We start from the raw sequence: 18,523 nt of genomic DNA on the forward strand, positions 1-18,523 counted from the left end.
GTACAAATGGGCGGGATGGCGCTCAGGTGTCGTCCAGGCAAACCGGAAATCCGCTCAGGAATTCAGCGCCGGTGATACCAGCGCATACGTCTGCCGGGCGATTTCCAGCTCCTCGTCCGTCGGCACCACGGCGACGGCCACTCTGGCGTACTCCGGGGAGATCAGCCGGGGACGGTCGGACCGTACGGCGTTGAGATCGCCGTCCACCGCCAGGCCCAGCTCCTCAAGACCCGCGACCGCCGCCTCACGCACCGGGGCCGCGTTCTCGCCGACGCCCGCCGTGAACGCGATCGCGTCGACCTTGCCGAGCACGGCGTAATAGGCGCCTATGTACTTCTTCAGCCGGTGAATGTAGATGTCGAAGGCGAGTTGGGCCTTCTCGTCGCCCTCGTCGCAGCGACGGCGGATCTCGCGCATGTCATTGTCGCCGCACAGCCCCACCAGGCCGCTCTTCTTGTTGAGCAGGACGTCGATGTCGTCCGTCGACATTCCGGCGACGCGCTCGAGGTGGAAGGTGACCGCCGGGTCGATGTCACCGGAACGAGTGCCCATGACCAGGCCTTCGAGGGGGGTGAGCCCCATCGAGGTGTCGACGCACCGGCCGCCGCGCACCGCCGAGGCCGACGCCCCGTTGCCCAGGTGCAGCACGATCACGTTCACGTCCTCGGGCGCCTTGCCGAGCAGCCGCGCCGTCTCCCGCGACACATAGGCGTGCGAGGTGCCGTGGAAGCCGTAGCGCCGGATGCGGTACGCGTCGGCGGTCTCGGTGTCGATCGCGTAGCGGGCCGCCGACTCCGGCATCGTCGTGTGGAACGCGGTGTCGAACACGGCGACCTGCGGCAGATCGGGGCGCAGCGCCTGGGCGGTCCGGATGCCGGTGATGTTCGCCGGATTGTGCAGCGGAGCCACCGGCACCAGGCGCTCGATCTCCGCGAGCACCTCGTCGGTGATCACGGTGGGCGCGCTGAACTTCAGGCCGCCGTGCACCACCCGGTGCCCGATCGCCGCCAACTCCGGCGAATCCAGGCCCAGTCCATCGGCCGCCAGCTCCGCCGCGACCGCCTTGAGCGCGGCCTCGTGATCGGCTATCGGGCCGTTCTGCTCGCGGGCCTCGCCCCCGGTCGCCAGCGGGGAGTGCTTGAGCCGGGACGTCCCCTCACCGATCCGCTCGACAAGCCCCACGGCGAGGCGCGAGGCGTCGCGCATGTCGAGGAGCTGGTACTTCACCGACGAGGACCCGGAGTTGAGCACGAGGACGCGGGTGCCCTGGTTGGCGGTGGTCATGCGGAGGCCTCCTGCTGCGCCTGGGCCTGGATGGCCGTGATGGCGACGGTGTTGACGATGTCCTGGACGAGGGCGCCGCGCGACAGGTCGTTGACCGGCTTGCGCAGACCCTGGAGCACCGGACCCACGGCCACGGCGCCGGCCGAGCGCTGCACGGCCTTGTAGGTGTTGTTGCCGGTGTTGAGGTCCGGGAAGATCAGCACGGTCGCCTGCCCGGCCACCTCCGAATCCGGCAGCTTGGTCGCGGCGACCGAGGGCTCCACCGCCGCGTCGTACTGGATCGGGCCCTCGATCCTCAGATCGGGCCGGGCCTCACGCACCAGCTTGGTGGCCTCCCGCACCTTGTCGACGTCCGCGCCCGACCCCGAGGTGCCGGTCGAGTACGACAGCATCGCGATCCGCGGGTCCACGCCGAACTGCCGGGCGGTGGCGGCCGCCTGGACCGCGATGTCCGCGAGCTGCTCGGCGTTCGGGTCCGGGTTGACCGCGCAGTCGCCGTACACGAGCACCTTGTCGGCGAGGCACATGAAGAAGACCGAGGAGACGATCGAGGCCTCCGGCTTGGTCTTGATGATCTCGAAGGCGGGGCGGATGGTGGCGGCCGTGGAGTGCACCGAACCCGACACCATGCCGTCGGCCAGGCCCTCCTGGACCATCAGCGTGCCGAAGTAGTTGACGTCCGCGACCACGTCGTACGCCAGCTCCACCGTGACGCCCTTGTGGGCGCGCAGCTGGGCGTAGCGCTCGGCGAAGCGCTGGCGCAGCTCGGAGGTGTGCGGGTCGATGATCTGGCACGTCGTGACGTCGATGCCGAGGTCGGCGGCCTTCTTGCGGATGGTCTCCACGTCGCCGAGCAGCGTCAGCTCGCACACGTCGCGGCGCAGCAGCACATCGGCGGCGCGCAGCACCCGGTCCTCGGTGCCCTCGGGCAGCACGACGCGGCGCCGGTCGGCACGGGCCTGCTCCAGAAGGACGTGCTCGAACATCATCGGGGTGACCCGGCCGCTGCGGGCCACCGAGACCCGGCGCAGCAGGTCGGCGGTGTCCACGTGCCGCTCGAAGAGGCCGAGCGCGGTCTCCGCCTTGCGCGGGGTGGCCGCGTTCAACTTGCCTTCCAGGGCGAACAGTTCGGCCGCCGTCGGGAAGGACCGGCCGGCCACCGCCACCACCGGGGTGCCGGGCGCGAGCCGGTCGGCCAGGGTCAGGATCGCCTCGCCGGGCCGCTCGTCGAGGGTGAGCAGTACGCCCGCGATCGGCGGGGTTCCGGCGCTGTGCGCGGCCAGCGAGCCGACGACCAGGTCGGCGCGGTCGCCGGGGGTGACGACCAGGCAGCCCGGGGTCAGGGCGTTCAGGAAGTTCGGCAGCATGGCGCCGCCGAAGACGAAGTCGAGGGCGTCGCGCGCGAGCCCCGCGTCGTCGCCGAGCAGCACCGTGCCGCCCAGGGCCGCGGTGATCTGGGCGACGGTGGGCGCCGAGAGCGCGGGCTCGTCCGGCAGGACGTAGCAGGGCACCGGGAGCCGGCTCCGCAAGCGCTCCTCGATCTCCTGCCGGTCGGCGGGGGCCACCCGGTTCACCACCATCGCGAGCACGTCGCAGCCGAGCCCGTCGTAGGCCCGGTGGGCGTTGCGCGCCTCGGCCCGTACGGACTCGGCGGTCTGGCCCTTGCCGCCGACCACCGGTATCACCGAGGCGCCGAACTCGTTGGCGAGCCGGGCGTTGAGCGCCAGTTCGTCGGGGAGCTGGGTGTCGGCGAAGTCGGTGCCGAGGACCAGGACCACCTCGTAGTCGCGGGCCACCTGGTGGAAACGCTCGACGAGCAGCGAGACGAGTTCGTCGGTACCCTTCTCCGCCTGGAGCGCGGACGCCTCGTGGTAGTCCATCCCGTACACGGTGGCCGCGTCCTGCGCCAGCCGGTAGCGGGCGCGGAGCAGATCGAACAAGCGGTCCGGGCCGTCGTGCACCAGGGGGCGGAAGACGCCCACCCGGTCCACCTGGCGGGTCAGGAGCTCCATGACTCCCAGCTCGATGACCTGGCGGCCGTCTCCCCGGTCGATCCCGGTCACGTACACGCTGCGCGTCACGCGTGCTCTCCTGTTCTGCGTCGCAGGAAATGTCCTGATAGGGCGGTCTTGCCCTCTTGACAATACCTCTGCGGATGGATAGGACGCCCGCCGGACGAAAGGCCCGGAGGCAGGGTCCAAGGACCCGCCCCCCATGATGGTCGGAGTAGCAGGATGGGCGAGTGGCCCATGGTGCGTGGGACAATCTGAATTGCTCACGTTATGGGGGATACGGGCGTGACGTCCCAGGACCGGCGAAGCAGGAGATTCAGCACGATGCGCATCGGAGTTCTCACCGCAGGCGGCGACTGCCCCGGCCTGAACGCCGTGATCCGGTCGGTCGTGCACCGAGCCGTGGTCGGCCACGGCGATGAAGTCATCGGATTCGAGGACGGGTTCAAGGGCCTGCTCGACGGTCACTTCCGCCCGCTCGACCTCAACGCGGTGAGCGGCATCCTGGCCCGCGGCGGCACCATCCTCGGCTCGGCCCGCCTGGAGCGCGACCGGCTGCGCGAAGCCTCCGAGAACTGCGCCGAGTTGGCGAAGCGCTACGGCATCGACGCGCTCATCCCGATCGGCGGCGAGGGCACGCTCACCGCGGCCCGGATGCTGTCCGACGCGGGCATGCCCGTCGTCGGCGTGCCCAAGACCATCGACAACGACATCTCCGCCACCGACCGCACCTTCGGTTTCGACACCGCCGTGGGCGTGGCGACCGAGGCCATCGACCGCCTCAAGACCACCGCCGAGTCGCACCAGCGCGTCATGGTCGTCGAGGTCATGGGCCGGCACGCGGGCTGGATCGCCCTGGAGTCCGGCATGGCCGGCGGCGCCCACGGCATCTGTCTGCCCGAGCGGCCCTTCCAGGTCGACGACCTGGTCAAGATGGTCGAGGAGCGCTTCTCGCGCGGCAAGAAGTTCGCGGTCATCTGCGTGGCCGAGGGCGCTCACCCCGCCGAGGGTTCGATGCCGTACGAGCGCGGCGCGATCGACCAGTACGGCCACGAGCGCTTCGCCGGCATCGGCAACCGGCTCGCCGTCGAACTGGAGCGGCGCCTGGGCAAGGAGGCCCGCCCGGTCATCCTCGGCCACGTCCAGCGCGGCGGCGTCCCGACCGCGTACGACCGCGTGCTCGCGACCCGCTTCGGCTGGCACGCGGTGGAGGCCGTGCACCGGGGCGCCTTCGGCAACATGACGGCGCTGCGCGGCACCGACGTCGTGATGGCCCCCTTGGCGGACGCCGTCACCAGCCTCAAAACGGTCCCGGACGCCCGCATGTACGAGGCCGAGTCGGTCTTCTGACGTTGCCCCGGGGGCCCAGACGCCCCGTGCGGGCCGGCACCAACCCCGCCAGGGGCGCGGGGAACTGCGCGAGCAGCGACCGCGGCCCGCAGCGCGAGGGCCCCTGGGGCTCCGCCCCAGACCCCGTTCGCGCCTGAACGGCGCTCGTCCTCAAACGCCGGACGGGCTGAAATGCCTCCATGTGGGCCGGCACCAACCCTGCCAGGGGCGCGGGGAACTGCGCGAGAAGCGACCACGGCCCGCAGCCGTGAACGGGGTTGAGGGGCGCGGGGAACTGCGCGAGAAGCGGCCACGGTGCGCAGTCGTGAACGGGGTTGAGGGGCGCGGGGAACTGCGCGACCAGTTGCCGGGCGCCCGCGGACAAGGTGCGGCGGACAAACCCGCCCCCCGCGGAGCTACCCGTGCGCCAGCTCCCAGAACCGGTCCACGATGCGGTCGAGGAAGTCCCGCCCCGCATCCCCCGTGTCGTTGGCCGCGCCCCAGTTGAGCGTGGCGACCATGTGCGACTGGTACTCGGTGTGGAGCTGGTCGAGCACCCCCTCCAGATGCTGGCGGGAGAGCGGCAGCAGCTTCGCCGTCGGCTTCACATACGCCTGCCAGCGCGTGGTCACCGCGCCGCGCAGGAGCTCCGCGAGGTCCTCGTTCTGGCCGGTGGCCGTCACATAGTCGCGCAGCGGCAACTGGAGCAGATCGGCGAGCGCCGCCGACTGGCGCTCGTTGCCGCGCCAGCGCCCTGCGTCCTCCATGCGCCGGTACGCCCCGGCGTCGAGCCCGACCCGGCGGGCCATGTCCTCGATGCCGAGCCCGCGCGCGAGCCGGTGTTCGCGCAGCGTGGAGGCCGCCGCCATGAGATCGCCGGGGGAGCACCACAGGACGCCGGCGAGCGCGGTCAGCTCCCGCGCCTCGGGCGCCGCGAGCCCCCGCTCCCACGCCGTCACGGTGTCCGGTGACACCAGCAGGCCGTACTGGGCGCGCATGCCGTAGGCGACGTGGCCGGGGGCCATGCCCAGGGCTTCTCGCAGTCGGCGGGCCGCGAGGGCGTTGAAGGGTGGGGTGGGGTGCACGCGCACACCGTAGGACGGTAAGTGACATCTGCCTACGGTGTGTTCCACCAAAGAAGGTGAATTGGAGGAAAGTACGGTTTTGTTGGCGTCCGGGTTACCTAAGGGTTCGGTAAGCGTGCGCTCGCCACGCTAACCCTTCACCGCGCCGGCCGGTGCGAAACCTCCGCCGAGCCGCCGCGCCACAGGGACGTACAGCAGCAGCACCGGCGTCGAGTACAGGATCGAGAAGGCGGCGAGTTCGCCGTAGACCACCGAGCCGTGGTTCCCGAAGAACGTGAAGATCGAGACGGAGGCCGGGAGCTTGTCGGGGGTGAGCAGCAGCATGAAGGGGACGAAGAAGTTCCCCCACAGCATGATGAAGGTGTAGATCGTTACGACGGCCGCCCCGGGACCCATCAACGGCAGCACCACCCGCACCAGCGTCTGCGGCATCGACGCGCCGTCCGTCCAGGCGGCCTCCTCCAAGGCGATCGGCACCCCGTCCATGAAGTTCTTCATCAGCCAGATGGCGAACGGGAGTTGGGCGGTGGCCAGGAACAACGCCGTGCCGTACGTCGTGTCGACGAGGTCGACCCGCACGAAGAGCCCGTACACCGGCACCATCACCGCGGTGATCGGCAGACACGTGGTGAACAGGACCGTCAGCAGATACGGGCGGGCCAGGCGGGAGCGGTGGCGCGAGAGCGGATAGGCCGCGAGCGTCGCGCACACCACCGTGAGCAAGGTCGAACTCCCGCACAGCACCAGGCTGTTGAGCATCGGGGTGTACGTGATGTCGGGCGTGAGGACGGCCGAGAAGTTGTCCAGGCTCGCCGAGCTCGGCACCCGTACCCGCAGATCGGCCTCGCTGTCGAGGGAGGCGAGCAGCAGCCAGAGCAGCGGCACCGCGAAGGCCGCCGCCACCACGAGCAGGGCCGCGTCGGCGGCGAGCCGGCGCCGGGCACGGCGGCGCGTCCGGCGGGCCGGCACCGCCCTCACACCTCCACCTCGAGCAGCCGCAGATAGACCACCGAGAACAGCGAGCCGACCAGGAGCAGCAGCAGCGCGACCGCCGTGCCGTAGCCGATCAGGCTCTTCAGGAACGCCTGGTCGTACATGTACACCGGCAGCGTCTGGCTGCGGTCGCCCGGACCGCCCCGGGTCATCGCCCAGATCAGCCCGAAGACGGACAGCGTCTGGAGGGTGTTGAGCATCAGGCTGGTGCCGATGGAACGGCGGATCATCGGCAGCGTGATGTGCCAGAACCGGCGCGCCCCGCTCGCCCCGTCGACCTCCGCGGCCTCCTCGACGTCCCGCGGGATCTCGGCGAGCGCCGCCGAGTAGATCAGCATCGAGAACGCGGTGCCGCGCCACACGTTCGCGAACGACACGGCGAGGATCGGCAACGTGAACAGCCAGTTCTGGGTGGGGAGATGGAGCTGGACGAGGATCGCGTTCAGGGTGCCCTCGCGCCGGAAGAAGGCGTACAGCAGGAAGGCGGCCACGATCTCCGGCAGCACCCAGGCCGTGATCACCAGCGCTCCGGTCACCGTCCGCACCGGGCGCGAGGCCCGCCGCATCAGCGCGGCGAGGGCCAGGCCCAGCGTGTTCTGGCCGAGCAGCGCGGACAGCACGGTGAACACCAGCGTGAGCCATACCGCGTTGCGGAACGCGGGATCGGCGAAGGCCCGCCGGAAGTTCGCGAGACCGACGAAGTCCACCGTGGAGGACCCGGTCAGGCGCATGTCGGTGAAGGCGAGGTAGCCGCAGTAGCCGATCGGCCCGGCGAGGAAGAGCAGCAGGAGCAGGGTGGCGGGCGCGATCGGCAGCCAGCGCACCGCACGGACGCGGCGCCTGCCGGGCGCGGCCGGTGCGGACGGGACGGCGCTCACCGGGTGAGCGAGGCGAGCTGATCGTCGTAGGCGTGGGCCGCCGAGTCCGTCGAGCCGCCTGTCGTCACCGACTCCATCGCCTCCCCGATCGCCGTGGAGACCTGGGGATAGTCGGGGAGCGCGGGTCGGTAGTGGGTGAAGGGGACCAGGCCCGTGAAGAAGGCGATGCCCGGCACGGAGCGCAGATAGGCGGGGTCGGCCGCCACGTCCTGGCGGACCGCGATCTGGGCGTCCGCGATGTCCCACCGCACGGCGTTCTCCTTCGTCTGCAACGTCTTGACGAAGTCGAAGGCGAGGTCGGGGTGGGCCGCCTTCGCGGGGACCGCCCAGGTCCAGCCGCCCGACAGGGAGACCTTGCCGGGCGCCTGGCCGTACTGCGTGGGCATCGCGGCCCGGCCGAGCACGGTCGACCAGGCCGGCCACTCCTTGGGCCCCTTGTCGATCCAGTTCTGGCCGAGCCAGGAGCCGTCGAGGGCGATCGCCAGCTTGCCGTTGGGCATCCAGTCGGTCGCGAGGCGGGTGCCCACGTTGGGGTCGAGGGCGTCGGAGGGGTCGGGCCCGAGCTTCTCCGCGTACACCGTCCGTACGAAGTCGAGGGCGTCCCGGAAGCCCCGCGAACCCGTCACCCACTTCTTGGCCGCCGTGTCGTACAGCGGGTTCGCGCCGGTCCCGTACAGCAGCATCTCGAAGCCCTGCATGGCCGCCGCCTCGCCGGCCGCCTTGCCCGTGTAGACGTTGAGCGGGATGACGCCGGGGACTTTCCGGCGCACGCTGCGGGCGGCGTCCAGAACCTCCGCCCAGTTCCTGGGCTGCCAGTTCGTCGGCAGGCCCGCCTTCGCGAAGATCTCCTTGTTGAACCACAGGCCCCGGGTGTCGGTGCCGTCCGGCACCCCGTACGTCCTGCCGTCCTCGGCCCTGGCCGCGGCCTTGGCGGTCTCGGCGAACCGGCCCCACAGGTCCCACCGGGACAGCTGGTCGTCGAGGGGGCGCAGATAGCCGGCGGCGATGTCGGAGTTGACGCGGAACGTGTCCTCGTACACCAGGTCGGGGGCGGTCTTCGGGGAGCGCATCATCTGCTGGACCTTGGCCGCGTAGTCGTTGTCGGCGGCCTGGATCGGGACCAGCCGCACCTTCTTGCCCGGGTGCGCCTGCTCGAACTGCTCGCGGACCGACTCCAGGAACGCGTCCTTGAAGCGGATCTTGTTGTCGGTCGAGCGGTTGTACGCGACCTTCACGGTGTCGGGATCGCCCGCCGAGCCGCCGCACCCGGCGAGCGCCCCGGCCATGAGGCTCGCGGCGAGGATCAGGGAGAACCGGCGTCCGGGCCGGATCGGGCGGGACCGGGGGGCGGGGGCGGTGGGGCGCACGGGCACGACCTCCTGTCGCCGGGCGGGCGGCCACGGCCACCCTTGGCTGCCCGGTGAACGTAAACGCGCCCGGTGACCGGGTCAACCCCGCGTCCGTGCGTCCCGAAGCCCGTCAACTTCCGTGAGTGCGCGGCGAGTTGAGCCAGCGGTACTGCAACTCGGGGCGGCCGATCTGGCCGTACTGGGGGGTGCGTTCGGCGCGGCCGGAGGCGACCAGGTGCTCCAGGTAGCGGCGGGCGGTGATGCGCGAGATACCGACCGCGAGGCCCGCCTCCGCCGCCGTCACACCCCGGGGCGTCTCGCGCAAGGTCCGGGTGACCGCCTGAAGGGTGGGCGCGCTCAGGCCCTTGGGGAGCGCGGAGGGCTGCGGGGCGCGCAGCGCCGCCAGCGCCCGGTCCACCTCCTCCTGCCCGCTCGCCTCCCCGGCCGTCGCCCGGAACTCGGCGTACCGCACGAGACGGTCGCGCAGGGTGGGGAAGGTGAACGGCTTCAGGACGTACTGCACCACCCCGAGCGACACCCCCTCGCGCACCATCGTCAGATCCCGGGCCGAGGTCACCGCCACCACGTCGGCGCTGTGCCCGGCCGCACGCAGCGACCGTACGAGCTGGAGCCCGTGGCCGTCCGGCAGATACAGGTCGAGCAGCAGGAGGTTCACCTCGGTGCGCTCCAGGGCGCGCAGCGCCTCGGCCCGCGAGTGGGCCACCGCGACGGCGGTGAAGCCGGGCACCCGGCCCACATAGAGCCGGTGCGCCTCGGCGGCGACCGGATCGTCCTCGACGACCAGCACCCTGATCATGCGCGCACTCCCTGCTCGATGGGCAGCCGGACGGTGAACTCGGCGCCACCGTAAGGGCTTTGGGCCAGCGCGATGGTGCCGCCGTGCCGTGCGGCGGCGAGCCGGACCAGCGCCAGGCCGAGACCGCGCCCGGGGCTCTTGGTCGACCAGCCCCGCTCGAACACGGCCTCCGCGGCGGCCGGATCGACGCCGGGCCCACTGTCGGCGACCCGCACCAGGAGCTGCCCGTCCTCGGTGGTGAGGGTGACGGCGACCTCGGCGACCGCGCTGCCCTGCGCGGCGTCCACCGCGTTGTCCAGGAGGTTGCCGAGGATGGTGACCAGGTCGCGGGCGGGCAGGGTGTCCGTGAGCAGGCCGTCGCCGATCGCGCTGCCCTCGGTGAGGACCAGCTCCACGCCGTGCTCGTTGGCCTGCGCCGCCTTGCCGAGCAGCAGCGCGGCGAGCACCGGTTCGCCGACCGCCGTGACCACCTGGTCGGTGAGCGCCTGAGCCAGCTCCAGTTCGGCGGTGGCGAACTCGACGGCGTCCTCGACACGGCCCAGCTCGATCAGCGAGACCACCGTGTGCAGCCGGTTCGCGGCCTCGTGCGCCTGGGCCCGCAGCGCTTGGGTGAAACCGCGCTCGGAGTCCAACTCGCCCGAGAGCGCCTGGAGTTCGGTGTGGTCGCGCAGGGTCACCACGGTGCCGCGCCGACCGCCGGAGGAGACCGGCCGGCTGTTCAGGACGACGATCCGGTCGGCGGTCATGTGCACCTCGTCCACCCGGGGCTCGGAGGCGAGCAGCGCCCCGGCGAGGGCGATGGGCAGGCCGAGTTCGGCGACCGACCGGCCCACCGCGTCCTCGCCGAGCCCGAGCAGCTCGCGCCCCCCGTCGTTGATGAGCGCGATCCTCCGCTGCCCGTCGAGCATCAGCAGGCCCTCGCGCACGGCGTGCAGGGTGGCCTGGTGGTAGTCGTGCATCCGGCTCAGCTCGGCGGCGTTCATGCCGTGGGTGTGGCGGCGCAGACGCGCGTTGATCACGTAGGTGCCGAGCCCGCCGAGCGCGAGCGCGCCGGCCGCCATGGCGGCCAGGGCCACCAGCTGCTTGTGCACCTGCTCGCTGATCCGGTCGATGGTGATGCCCGCGCTGACGAGCGCGGTGATCCGGCCATGATCATCGGGGTCGCGCACCGGCGCCACGACCCGTACGGAAGGGCCGAGCACTCCCATGTGGGTCTCGGTGAACGTCCGCCCGCGCAGCGCGGGGGCGATGTCGCCGAGGTAGGTCTTGCCGATCTCACCGGGCACCGGGTGCGTCCAGCGGGTGCCGTCCGGCCCCATGACCACGACGAAGTCGACTCCGGTGGTGGTGCGCAGGGTCTCCGTGTACGGCTGGAGGGCGGCCGTGGGGTCGGCGCCGCGGGCCGCGGCGATCACCGCGGGCGAGGCGGCGACGGAGGTGGCGGTCGCGACCGCCTGCCGCCGGGCCGTCTCTTCGGCCTGGTGGCGGTCGGTGAGGTACGAGAACAGGGCGCACCCCGCCACGATCGCGGCGACCAGGACCACCTGCATGGCGAAGAGCTGGCCGGCGAGGGAGCGGGGTCCGGGAAGACGCATCCGGTAAGTGTGCTGGCTGGATCTGTATGAACGAAATGCACGTAACGGTGACCGGCGTCACAGCGTGCTGGATAGTCGCGGGGATCGCTGAATCGGCCACCGGGGCACTCCCGCAGCCGCTACCGAGGAGGATCCCCGTGGCAGAGCCAGTCGCCCGCCCGGAACGCCCCCAGGGCCCCAAGGGCCGGGGCGCCAACCGCACCCACTACCTGTATCTGGCCGTGATCGGCGCGGTGATACTCGGCATCGTCGTGGGGTTCGCGGCGCCCGGAGTCGCCGTCGAGCTGAAGCCGATCGGCACCGGCTTCGTGAACCTGATCAAGATGATGATCTCGCCCATCATCTTCTGCACCATCGTGCTGGGCGTCGGCTCGGTGCGTAAGGCCGCCAAGGTCGGCGCCGTCGGCGGCCTCGCGCTCGGCTACTTCCTCGTCATGTCGACCGTGGCCCTCGCCATCGGCCTCGTGGTCGGCAACATCCTGGAGCCCGGCTCGGGTCTGCACCTCACGGAGGCCGCACGCCACGCCGGGGCCAAGCAGGCCGCGGGCGCGAGCGAGTCCACGGCGGACTTCCTGCTCGGCATCATCCCCAAGACCATGGTGTCCGCCTTCACCGAGGGCCAGGTGCTCCAGACCCTCCTGATCGCCCTGCTCGCGGGCTTCGCGCTCCAGGCGCTCGGCTCGGCGGGACAGCCCGTGCTGCGCGGCGTCGAGCACATCCAGCGACTCGTCTTCCGGATGCTCGCCATGGTGATGTGGGTGGCGCCCATCGGCGCGTTCGGCGCGATCGCGGGGGTGGTCGGCGAGACCGGCCTGGACGCCCTCAAGGCGCTGGCCGTCATCATGATCGGTTTCTACATCACCTGCGCCCTGTTCGTGTTCCTGGTGCTCGGCGCGATCCTGCGCCTGATGACCGGCGTCAACATCTTCAGCCTCCTGAAGTACCTGGCCAGGGAGTTCCTGCTGATCCTGTCCACGTCCTCCTCGGAGTCGGCGCTGCCGAGGCTCATCGCGAAGATGGAACACCTCGGCGTGAGCCGCTCGGTGGCGGGCATCACCGTGCCGACGGGCTACTCCTTCAACCTGGACGGCACCGCGATCTATCTGACGATGTCCTCCTTGTTCATCGCGAACGCGATGGGCAAGCCGCTGTCCGCGAGCGAGCAGATCTCGCTGCTCCTCTTCATGATCATCGCCTCGAAGGGCGCGGCGGGCGTCACGGGGGCGGGCCTGGCCACCCTGGCGGGCGGCCTCCAGTCGCACCGACCCGAACTGGTCGACGGCGTCGGGCTGATCGTCGGCATCGACCGCTTCATGAGCGAGGCACGGGCGCTGACCAACTTCGCGGGCAACGCGGTCGCCTGTGTGCTCGTCGGCACCTGGACGAAGGAGATCGACAAGTCCCGGGTCACAGAGGTCCTCGCGGGCCGGCTCCCGTTCGACGAGAGCATGCTGACGGCGGGCGAGGTGGAGGTGCCGGAGCAGCGCGACGTGCCCAACCAGCCCGCTGTGGCCGCGGGTTGAGAGCATGACGGCGCGGGCGCGCGTCCCGCGCGGCGCGAGCCCGCCCCGAGGAGGGCCCGTGTTCGGCGGCAGGACCGCGCCGCCGAACACGGGCCCCGCGCCGTTCCTCAGTCGCCCAGCGCCTTCACCGCCTGGTAGTACGTCCACGCCGTCGCGTTGCAGGACGCCTTCTTCGCGGTGCCGTACGCGTTGCAGACCCGCTTGAGGTCCTCGTACAGGGCGCTGTCGATGCGGGCCTTGTTGGCGGGGAACTGGCCCGCCGCCTTGTAGTTGCGGTAGCCGAAGTCGTGGCGGGCGCAGGACGGTTTGAAGGGGAAGCCGAAGGGGTTGTCGGGGGACTTCGAGCAGTAGTCCGTCGACCAGTCGAAGGCGTAGGCGGACCAGCGGGACTGGTCGTTGCGGGCGGCCTGGAACGCGTTCGAGCTGGTCGCGCTGGTCTGCGTGAACGAGGCGAGCACCTGCGGCTTGTCGGCCGGGGCGGCCTGGGCCGGGGCGGTGGCGAGGGCGGCGAGCGCGAGGGTCGCGGTCGCGGTCATGCTCAGGGCGGTACGACAGCGCATCCTGAAACTCCGTGGGGAGAGGGGCAGTTGACGTGCCGTCACTCTGGCCGCACGGACTACGCGGGCGCTACAGATTCACTTGAGCCTGAAAGACGGGGGAGTGGTGCGGCCGCCCGTCCTCGCCACGGGGCGGAAAAGCCCCGGGTGGCGGGAGCCCCTTCGCCATCCGGGGTTGGCGGGGCTCCCTCGCATCGCCCGCAACACCCACGTGGACCTCCGCGGTCCTGCGTCCGCGCCGCTACCGCGCCAGCGCCGCTGCCACGATGGCGGCCGTACGGTCCGCCGGGACGCCCGCCGAGAGCAGCAGGGTCGTCGCGGCCGAGCGGCCCGCCTCCGACGCGGGCAGCGCGCCCTCGTTGACCGCCTCCATCAGGCCGAACAGGGACTGTTCGTGCACATAGGCGAGGGCCGTTGGTGGCAGGGGAGAGGTGAACACCCCCTGGGTCAGGCCGAGTTGGAGCAGATCCACGCACTCCTTGCGGACCGGGGCGAGGCGCAGCTTGATGCCCGCCATGGTGACGCTGCGCTGGGCCAGGGCGACGAGGAGCCGGTAGCGGTCGGCGATCTCCCAGACCGCGAGGGTGGCCCGCGCCAGCGCCTCGGCCGGATCCACGACGCCTTCGCGCCCCTCGCGGTGCGCGTCCGCGACGGTCTCCGCCGCCTCGTCCACCAGCGCCGCGATCAGCGCGTCCCGGCTGGGGAAGTGCCCGTACACCGTGCGCCGTACGACACCCGCCGCCCGGGCGATCTGGTCCATCGACGCGTCCGGGTCGCGGAGCAGCTCGGCGAAGGCCACCTCCATGATGCGGCGGCGATTCGCGTCGGCGCGGCCCCCCGAGGGGGCGGCAGGGGTGGCAGTCACGACCCCATTTTGCACAGTGGCGTGCACCGGCGTAAATTGCACAGCGGTGTGTAATTGCACAACGATGTGCAAGTAGATCTTCCCCGACAGGGGAGCAGTGCCCCCGTGGACACCAGATCCCGGGGGAAGCAAGGCACAGGAAGGGTGAGACACCGTGGGTCTCGTCATCAAGGAGCCCGTCGAGAAGATGCAGGCGCCCTATCGGCGGCGCTGGTGGGCACTGCTCGTGCTCTGCCTCAGCCTGCTCATCATCGTGATGGCGAACACCGCCCTCACCGTCGCCGCCCCCGACATGACCAAGGACCTCGGGCTCAGCAGCTCCGACCTCCAGTGGGTCATCGACGGCTACACCGTTCCGTACGCCGCCCTGATGCTGCTGCTCGGTGCGATCGGCGACAAGTACAGCCGGCGCGGCGCGCTCGTGCTCGGCCTGCTCGTCTTCGCGGGCGCCTCGGTGGCCGGCTCGCTCGTCGACAGCTCGACGGGCGTCATAGCCTCCCGCGCCGTCATGGGCGTCGGCGCCGCGCTGATCATGCCCGCGACGCTGTCGCTGCTGGCCTCGACGTTCCCGCGCGCGGAGCGCGCCAAGGCGATCCTGCTGTGGACCGCGACCGCCGGAATCGCCATCGCCGCGGGTCCGCTGGTGGCGGGCGCCCTCCTGGAGAACCACGGCTGGGCCTCGACGTTCCTCATCAACGTGCCGATCGCGCTGCTCGCGGTCGTCGGCGCGTTCGTCCTCGTACCGCCGTCGAAGGCCGCCCACCACGACCGCATCGACTACGTCGGCGGGCTGCTCTCGGTCGTCTCCGTCGGCGCGCTGGTCTACATGATCATCCAGGGTCCGCACTTCGGCTGGGACGCCAAGGCGATCGGCGCCGCCGTCGTCGCGGGCCTCGGCTTCGTGGTCTTCGTGCTGTGGGAGCTGCGCCACCCGCGGCCCGTCCTGAACGTCCGCCGCTTCGCGCACCGCATGTTCTCCGGCTCGCTGCTCGCCGTCGCGCTGTTCTTCCTCGCGGTGTTCGGCGCGTTCTACTACCTCACCCAGCACCTTCAGTTCGTGCTCGGCTACACCCCGCTGGAGACCGGCATCCGCATGCTGCCGCTGGCCGGCGCGGTCTTCGTGGGCTCCGCCCTGACCGGGTTCCTCACGCCGCGGCTCGGCATGAAGGTCACCGTCACCGCGGGCATGGTCGCCGGAACCGTCGCGCTCGCGCTGCTCACCCGGGTCGACTCCGGTTCCGGTTACGGCGACTTCCTCGCCCCGCTGATCATCCTCGGCGTGGCCATCGGGCTCGCCCTCTCGCCCTGCACCGACGCGATCATGGGCGCCTTCCCCGAGGCCGAGCTCGGCGTCGGCGGCGCCGTCAACGACACCTCCCTCGAACTCGGCGGCTCGCTCGGCATCGCCATCCTCGGCTCGGTCCTCGCCAAGTCGTACTCCTCACACCTCGCGGACGCCACCGCCGGGACGAAGCTGCCCCCCTCCGCGCTCAGTACCGCCCAGGACTCCGTCGGCGCCGGATACGCCGTCGCCCAGGGCATCGGCGAGCAGGCCAAGCAGCTCGGCGCCCAGGCCCTGCACGCCGGCAACCCGCAGCAGGCGGCCCAGCTCAAGGCGCAGGCCGAGCAACTCGCCGCGGGCGCCCAGCAGATGAGCCACGCGGTGGGCTCCGCCTTCTCCGACGCGGTGGCCCGCACCAGCCTGGTCGGCGCGGTGATCCTGGGTGTCGGAACCGTCCTGGTCGCCGTGCTCCTGCCCCGTCGCGGCAAGGGCGAGGAGCAGGGGAGCGAGGCCGCCGAGGAGCGCGAGAGCCTCTCGGTCTGACCCCGCGCCTCAGGGCAGCAACGCCAACTCCGCCCCGCTCAGTACGAGATCGGCCGCGCCCGCCGAGTCCCGTACCGACGCGGGGCGGCTCGCTCCCGGGATCGGCAGCACCACCGGCGACCGGCTCAACAGCCAGGCCAGCACGGTCTGTTGGGGGCTGACCCCGCGCTCCCTCGCCACGGTGTGGAAGGCGGTCTCGGGCGCCGGGCCGCCCGGCCCTTCGAGCGCGCTGCGCGAGATTCCGCCCAGCGGGCTCCAGGGCAGGAACGCCAGGCCGAGCTCCGCGCAGAGCCCCAGCTCCGGCTCGCTGTCGGTGACGGCGGGCGAATAGCGGTTCTGGACGCAGACCAGACGGTCACCCAGGATCTTCCGGGCTTCCCGTATCTGGTCGGTGTCCACGTTGGAGAGGCCCACCGTGCGGATCGTCCCCTCGTCGGCCAGCTCCGCGAGCGCGCCCACGGACTCGGCGAACGGCACCGCCGGGTCGGGCTTGTGCAACTGGTAGAGGCCGATCGCCCCACCGCCGAGCCGGCGCGCGGACGCCTCGGCCGCCCGCCGCAAGTGGCCCGGGTCGCCGTCGACCGTCCAGCCGCCGTCGTCGGTGCGCCCGCGGCCGCCCTTGGTGGCGACCAGGACGTGGTCGGTGGGGCCGCCGTAGGAGGCGAGGGCGCGCGCGATCAGCAGCTCGTTGTGGCCGGGCTCGCCGCCCGGCGCGTAGTAGGAGTCCGCGGTGTCGATGAGGGTGATCCCCGCGTCCAGCGCGGCGTGCACGGTGGCCAGCGCCCGCGCCTCGTCCGGACGCCCCTCGATCGACAGCGGCATCGCGCCGTACCCGATCGCGCCGACCTCGAAAGGCCCAAGTGTGCGGTACCGCATGTCAGTTGACCCCCAGCGTTTCGGCGACGGCACGCGTCAGCCAGTCCTTGGTGTGCGAGAAGACGAAGCCGAGCGACTCGGCGCGGGTGGTGGCCATCGGGTACGCGCGGGCGAACGAGAACGGTGAGACCGCGCCGACCTCCACCGGCTGGTAGGTAACGGCCGGCCACTCGCCGCCCAGCGCGGCGACGACCGCCGCCACGATGTCCTCGGTGCCCAGTGGCCCGTGCGAGGCGGCGTTGACCGGGCCGGTGAAGTCCTGACGGGTCACCCAGAACAGGAAGTCGGCGATCTCCTCGACGTCGATGTAGGTGGCCGGGCGGTTCGGCACGGCCACCGCGATGGGCTCGCCCGCACGGATCCGGTCCGCGTAGTGGGCGAGGCGGCCGGTGAAGTCGTCGGCGCCGCCCAGCACATGGGCCACCCGCACCACGACGTGCGGGAAGGGCGGCCCCGCGGCGAACACCGCCTCCGCCTGACGCTTGCCCTCGCCGTAGTGTGCTGCCACGAACTCGGGGTCCTGCCAGGGGAGTTCGGGCGTGACGACCACCCTGGCGGGGTCGAGGACGTCCTCGCCGAGCGGCTCGGCGAGGACGTCCTCGTACTCGTACACCTCGACCGTCGACGTCATGACGTAGCGGGCCGTGCGGCCGGTGAAGACGCGGCGGGCGATCGCCGCCTGGCGCGGGGTGTAGCAGACCTGGTCGACGACGACGTCGAAGGTGCGCCCGCCGACGGCCGCCGCCAAGGACGCCTCGTCGTCGCGGTCGGCGATCAACTGGCCGGCCCCCGGTGGGGGTGGCGTGGAGCCGCGGTTGAGGACCGTGACCCGGTCGCCGGCCGCGAGCAGCCGGGCGATGAGCCGCTTCCCGAAGTAGCGGTTGCCCCCGATGACCAGAACCTCGCGCATGTCCTCAATCCCCTTCCCACCTGCGGTTTTCCCGGGTACCAGTGTTACGTTGACGGCCCTGGGACTGAAGGGGGAAACATGGGAGATCTCGCCGCCGTACCAAAAGAACCACGGCATTCGCGCACCGCGGCCAACGATTCGTCAGGGGGCTTCGATTCGCTGGATCGGCAGTTGCTCGACGTCGTCCAGCGGGAGGGCCGGATCAAGCTCAGCGAACTGGGCCGGCGGGTCCGGCTGAGCCCCGCCGCGGTCACGGAGCGGCTGCGCCGGCTGGAGGCGAGCGGCGCGATCACGGGGTACGGGGCGCGGGTCGATCCGGCCCGGCTCGGCTACGGCATCCAGGCGTTCATCCGGGTCAGCCCGCACGGCGGCTACAACCTGAAGCACCCCAGGACCCTGGAGCTGATGGACCGGCCGGAGGTCGTCGAGGTGCACCACGTGGTGGGCGAGGACTGCTGGATCATCAAGGTGGCGGTGGCCGACACCATCCACCTGGAGGAGATCCTGGAGCAGACCTCGGCGCTGGGCCGCACGACGACGTCGATCGTGCTCTCCTCGCCGGTCGGCGGCCGGGAGGGCAAGCCGCTGCTGCCACCGTCGCGCGGGTGAGCGGGCCGGCGTCGCG

The 18,523-nt window shown here is 71.5% G+C and carries 16 protein-coding genes; 4 read left to right on the top strand and 12 right to left on the bottom strand.

All coding sequences use genetic code 11. The features are described from left to right. Nucleotides 1–54: 54 nt before the first annotated feature. Both N4G70_RS21645 and pta read right to left on the bottom strand, forming a co-directional pair. The gene (locus N4G70_RS21645) at nucleotides 55–1,284 is read right to left on the bottom strand and encodes an acetate kinase (protein WP_261714333.1); all 1,230 of its coding nucleotides are present in this window, start codon (nucleotides 1,282–1,284) and stop codon (nucleotides 55–57) included. Further along, on the bottom strand, nucleotides 1,281–3,365 hold the full coding sequence (gene pta, locus N4G70_RS21650; protein ID WP_261714334.1) for a phosphate acetyltransferase: 2,085 nt from the start codon (nucleotides 3,363–3,365) through the stop codon (nucleotides 1,281–1,283). Before pta ends, N4G70_RS21645 begins: the two co-directional genes overlap by 4 nt. Before the next feature lie 255 nt (nucleotides 3,366–3,620). Between pta and N4G70_RS21655 the strand changes: the two genes are divergently transcribed. Further along, complete coding sequence (locus N4G70_RS21655; RefSeq protein WP_261714335.1) at nucleotides 3,621–4,646, top strand: ATP-dependent 6-phosphofructokinase; 1,026 nt, start codon at nucleotides 3,621–3,623, stop codon at nucleotides 4,644–4,646. Nucleotides 4,647–5,041: 395 nt separating this feature from the next. Here the strand turns inward: N4G70_RS21655 and N4G70_RS21660 are convergent, their stop codons facing one another. The 6 genes from N4G70_RS21660 to N4G70_RS21685 form a co-directional block, all read right to left on the bottom strand. Then, nucleotides 5,042–5,716, bottom strand: coding sequence for a helix-turn-helix transcriptional regulator (locus tag N4G70_RS21660; protein ID WP_261714336.1), 675 nt, complete (start codon nucleotides 5,714–5,716; stop codon nucleotides 5,042–5,044). Nucleotides 5,717–5,839: 123 nt separating this feature from the next. Next, nucleotides 5,840–6,688: a carbohydrate ABC transporter permease gene (locus N4G70_RS21665; protein ID WP_261714337.1), complete on the bottom strand. Its 849-nt coding sequence runs from the start codon at nucleotides 6,686–6,688 to the stop codon at nucleotides 5,840–5,842. Next, on the bottom strand, nucleotides 6,685–7,581 hold the full coding sequence (locus tag N4G70_RS21670) for a carbohydrate ABC transporter permease (protein ID WP_261714338.1): 897 nt from the start codon (nucleotides 7,579–7,581) through the stop codon (nucleotides 6,685–6,687). The genes N4G70_RS21665 and N4G70_RS21670 overlap by 4 nt, the downstream gene beginning before the upstream one ends. Next, entirely contained in the window at nucleotides 7,578–8,948 is a 1,371-nt protein-coding gene (locus N4G70_RS21675; RefSeq protein ID WP_399036338.1) for an extracellular solute-binding protein, read from the bottom strand. Before N4G70_RS21675 ends, N4G70_RS21670 begins: the two co-directional genes overlap by 4 nt. A gap of 112 nt (nucleotides 8,949–9,060) precedes the next feature. Then, complete coding sequence (locus N4G70_RS21680; protein WP_261714339.1) at nucleotides 9,061–9,747, bottom strand: response regulator; 687 nt, start codon at nucleotides 9,745–9,747, stop codon at nucleotides 9,061–9,063. Beyond that, nucleotides 9,744–11,342, bottom strand: coding sequence for an ATP-binding protein (locus N4G70_RS21685; protein ID WP_261714340.1), 1,599 nt, complete (start codon nucleotides 11,340–11,342; stop codon nucleotides 9,744–9,746). The genes N4G70_RS21680 and N4G70_RS21685 overlap by 4 nt, the downstream gene beginning before the upstream one ends. Before the next feature lie 137 nt (nucleotides 11,343–11,479). On the opposite strand from N4G70_RS21685, the gene N4G70_RS21690 reads away from it, so the two are divergent. Continuing rightward, nucleotides 11,480–12,865 (top strand): cation:dicarboxylate symporter family transporter, encoded by a 1,386-nt coding sequence (locus N4G70_RS21690; protein WP_261714341.1) that lies wholly within the window; start codon nucleotides 11,480–11,482, stop codon nucleotides 12,863–12,865. A 107-nt stretch (nucleotides 12,866–12,972) separates the two neighbouring features. Here the strand turns inward: N4G70_RS21690 and N4G70_RS21695 are convergent, their stop codons facing one another. Further along, nucleotides 12,973–13,425, bottom strand: coding sequence for a phospholipase (locus N4G70_RS21695; protein ID WP_261714342.1), 453 nt, complete (start codon nucleotides 13,423–13,425; stop codon nucleotides 12,973–12,975). 238 nt (nucleotides 13,426–13,663) lie between these two features. Next, nucleotides 13,664–14,227, bottom strand: coding sequence for a TetR/AcrR family transcriptional regulator (locus N4G70_RS21700; RefSeq protein WP_261714462.1), 564 nt, complete (start codon nucleotides 14,225–14,227; stop codon nucleotides 13,664–13,666). A 214-nt stretch (nucleotides 14,228–14,441) separates the two neighbouring features. On the opposite strand from N4G70_RS21700, the gene N4G70_RS21705 reads away from it, so the two are divergent. After that, entirely contained in the window at nucleotides 14,442–16,112 is a 1,671-nt protein-coding gene (locus tag N4G70_RS21705) for an MFS transporter (protein ID WP_261714343.1), read from the top strand. A 9-nt stretch (nucleotides 16,113–16,121) separates the two neighbouring features. Here the strand turns inward: N4G70_RS21705 and N4G70_RS21710 are convergent, their stop codons facing one another. Together N4G70_RS21710 and N4G70_RS21715 are read right to left on the bottom strand one after the other, a co-directional pair. Beyond that, the gene (locus tag N4G70_RS21710) at nucleotides 16,122–16,988 is read right to left on the bottom strand and encodes an aldo/keto reductase (RefSeq protein ID WP_261714344.1); all 867 of its coding nucleotides are present in this window, start codon (nucleotides 16,986–16,988) and stop codon (nucleotides 16,122–16,124) included. A gap of 1 nt (nucleotide 16,989) precedes the next feature. Further along, on the bottom strand, nucleotides 16,990–17,898 hold the full coding sequence (locus tag N4G70_RS21715) for an NAD-dependent epimerase/dehydratase family protein (protein WP_261714345.1): 909 nt from the start codon (nucleotides 17,896–17,898) through the stop codon (nucleotides 16,990–16,992). Between the two features lie 78 nt (nucleotides 17,899–17,976). Here N4G70_RS21715 and N4G70_RS21720 point away from each other — a divergent pair, with 78 nt between their 5' ends. Beyond that, complete coding sequence (locus N4G70_RS21720; RefSeq protein WP_261714346.1) at nucleotides 17,977–18,507, top strand: Lrp/AsnC family transcriptional regulator; 531 nt, start codon at nucleotides 17,977–17,979, stop codon at nucleotides 18,505–18,507. The last annotated feature ends 16 nt before the right edge of the window (nucleotides 18,508–18,523 follow it).

Source organism: Streptomyces sp. ASQP_92 (genome assembly GCF_025399895.1).
Taxonomy (GTDB): domain Bacteria; phylum Actinomycetota; class Actinomycetes; order Streptomycetales; family Streptomycetaceae; genus Streptomyces.

Bases quoted from the DNA above. Each gene is read 5' to 3' on its own strand.
- N4G70_RS21695 (WP_261714342.1), bottom strand. From the start codon at position 13,425: ATGCGCTGTCGTACCGCCCTGAGCATGACCGCGACCGCGACCCTCGCG.
- N4G70_RS21700 (WP_261714462.1), bottom strand. From the start codon at position 14,227: ATGGAGGTGGCCTTCGCCGAGCTGCTCCGCGACCCGGACGCGTCGATG.
- N4G70_RS21685 (WP_261714340.1), bottom strand. From the start codon at position 11,342: ATGCGTCTTCCCGGACCCCGCTCCCTCGCCGGCCAGCTCTTCGCCATG.
- N4G70_RS21645 (WP_261714333.1), bottom strand. From the start codon at position 1,284: ATGACCACCGCCAACCAGGGCACCCGCGTCCTCGTGCTCAACTCCGGG.
- N4G70_RS21710 (WP_261714344.1), bottom strand. From the start codon at position 16,988: ATGCGGTACCGCACACTTGGGCCTTTCGAGGTCGGCGCGATCGGGTAC.
- N4G70_RS21655 (WP_261714335.1), top strand. From the start codon at position 3,621: ATGCGCATCGGAGTTCTCACCGCAGGCGGCGACTGCCCCGGCCTGAAC.
- N4G70_RS21680 (WP_261714339.1), bottom strand. From the start codon at position 9,747: ATGATCAGGGTGCTGGTCGTCGAGGACGATCCGGTCGCCGCCGAGGCG.
- N4G70_RS21720 (WP_261714346.1), top strand. From the start codon at position 17,977: ATGGGAGATCTCGCCGCCGTACCAAAAGAACCACGGCATTCGCGCACC.
- N4G70_RS21715 (WP_261714345.1), bottom strand. From the start codon at position 17,898: ATGCGCGAGGTTCTGGTCATCGGGGGCAACCGCTACTTCGGGAAGCGG.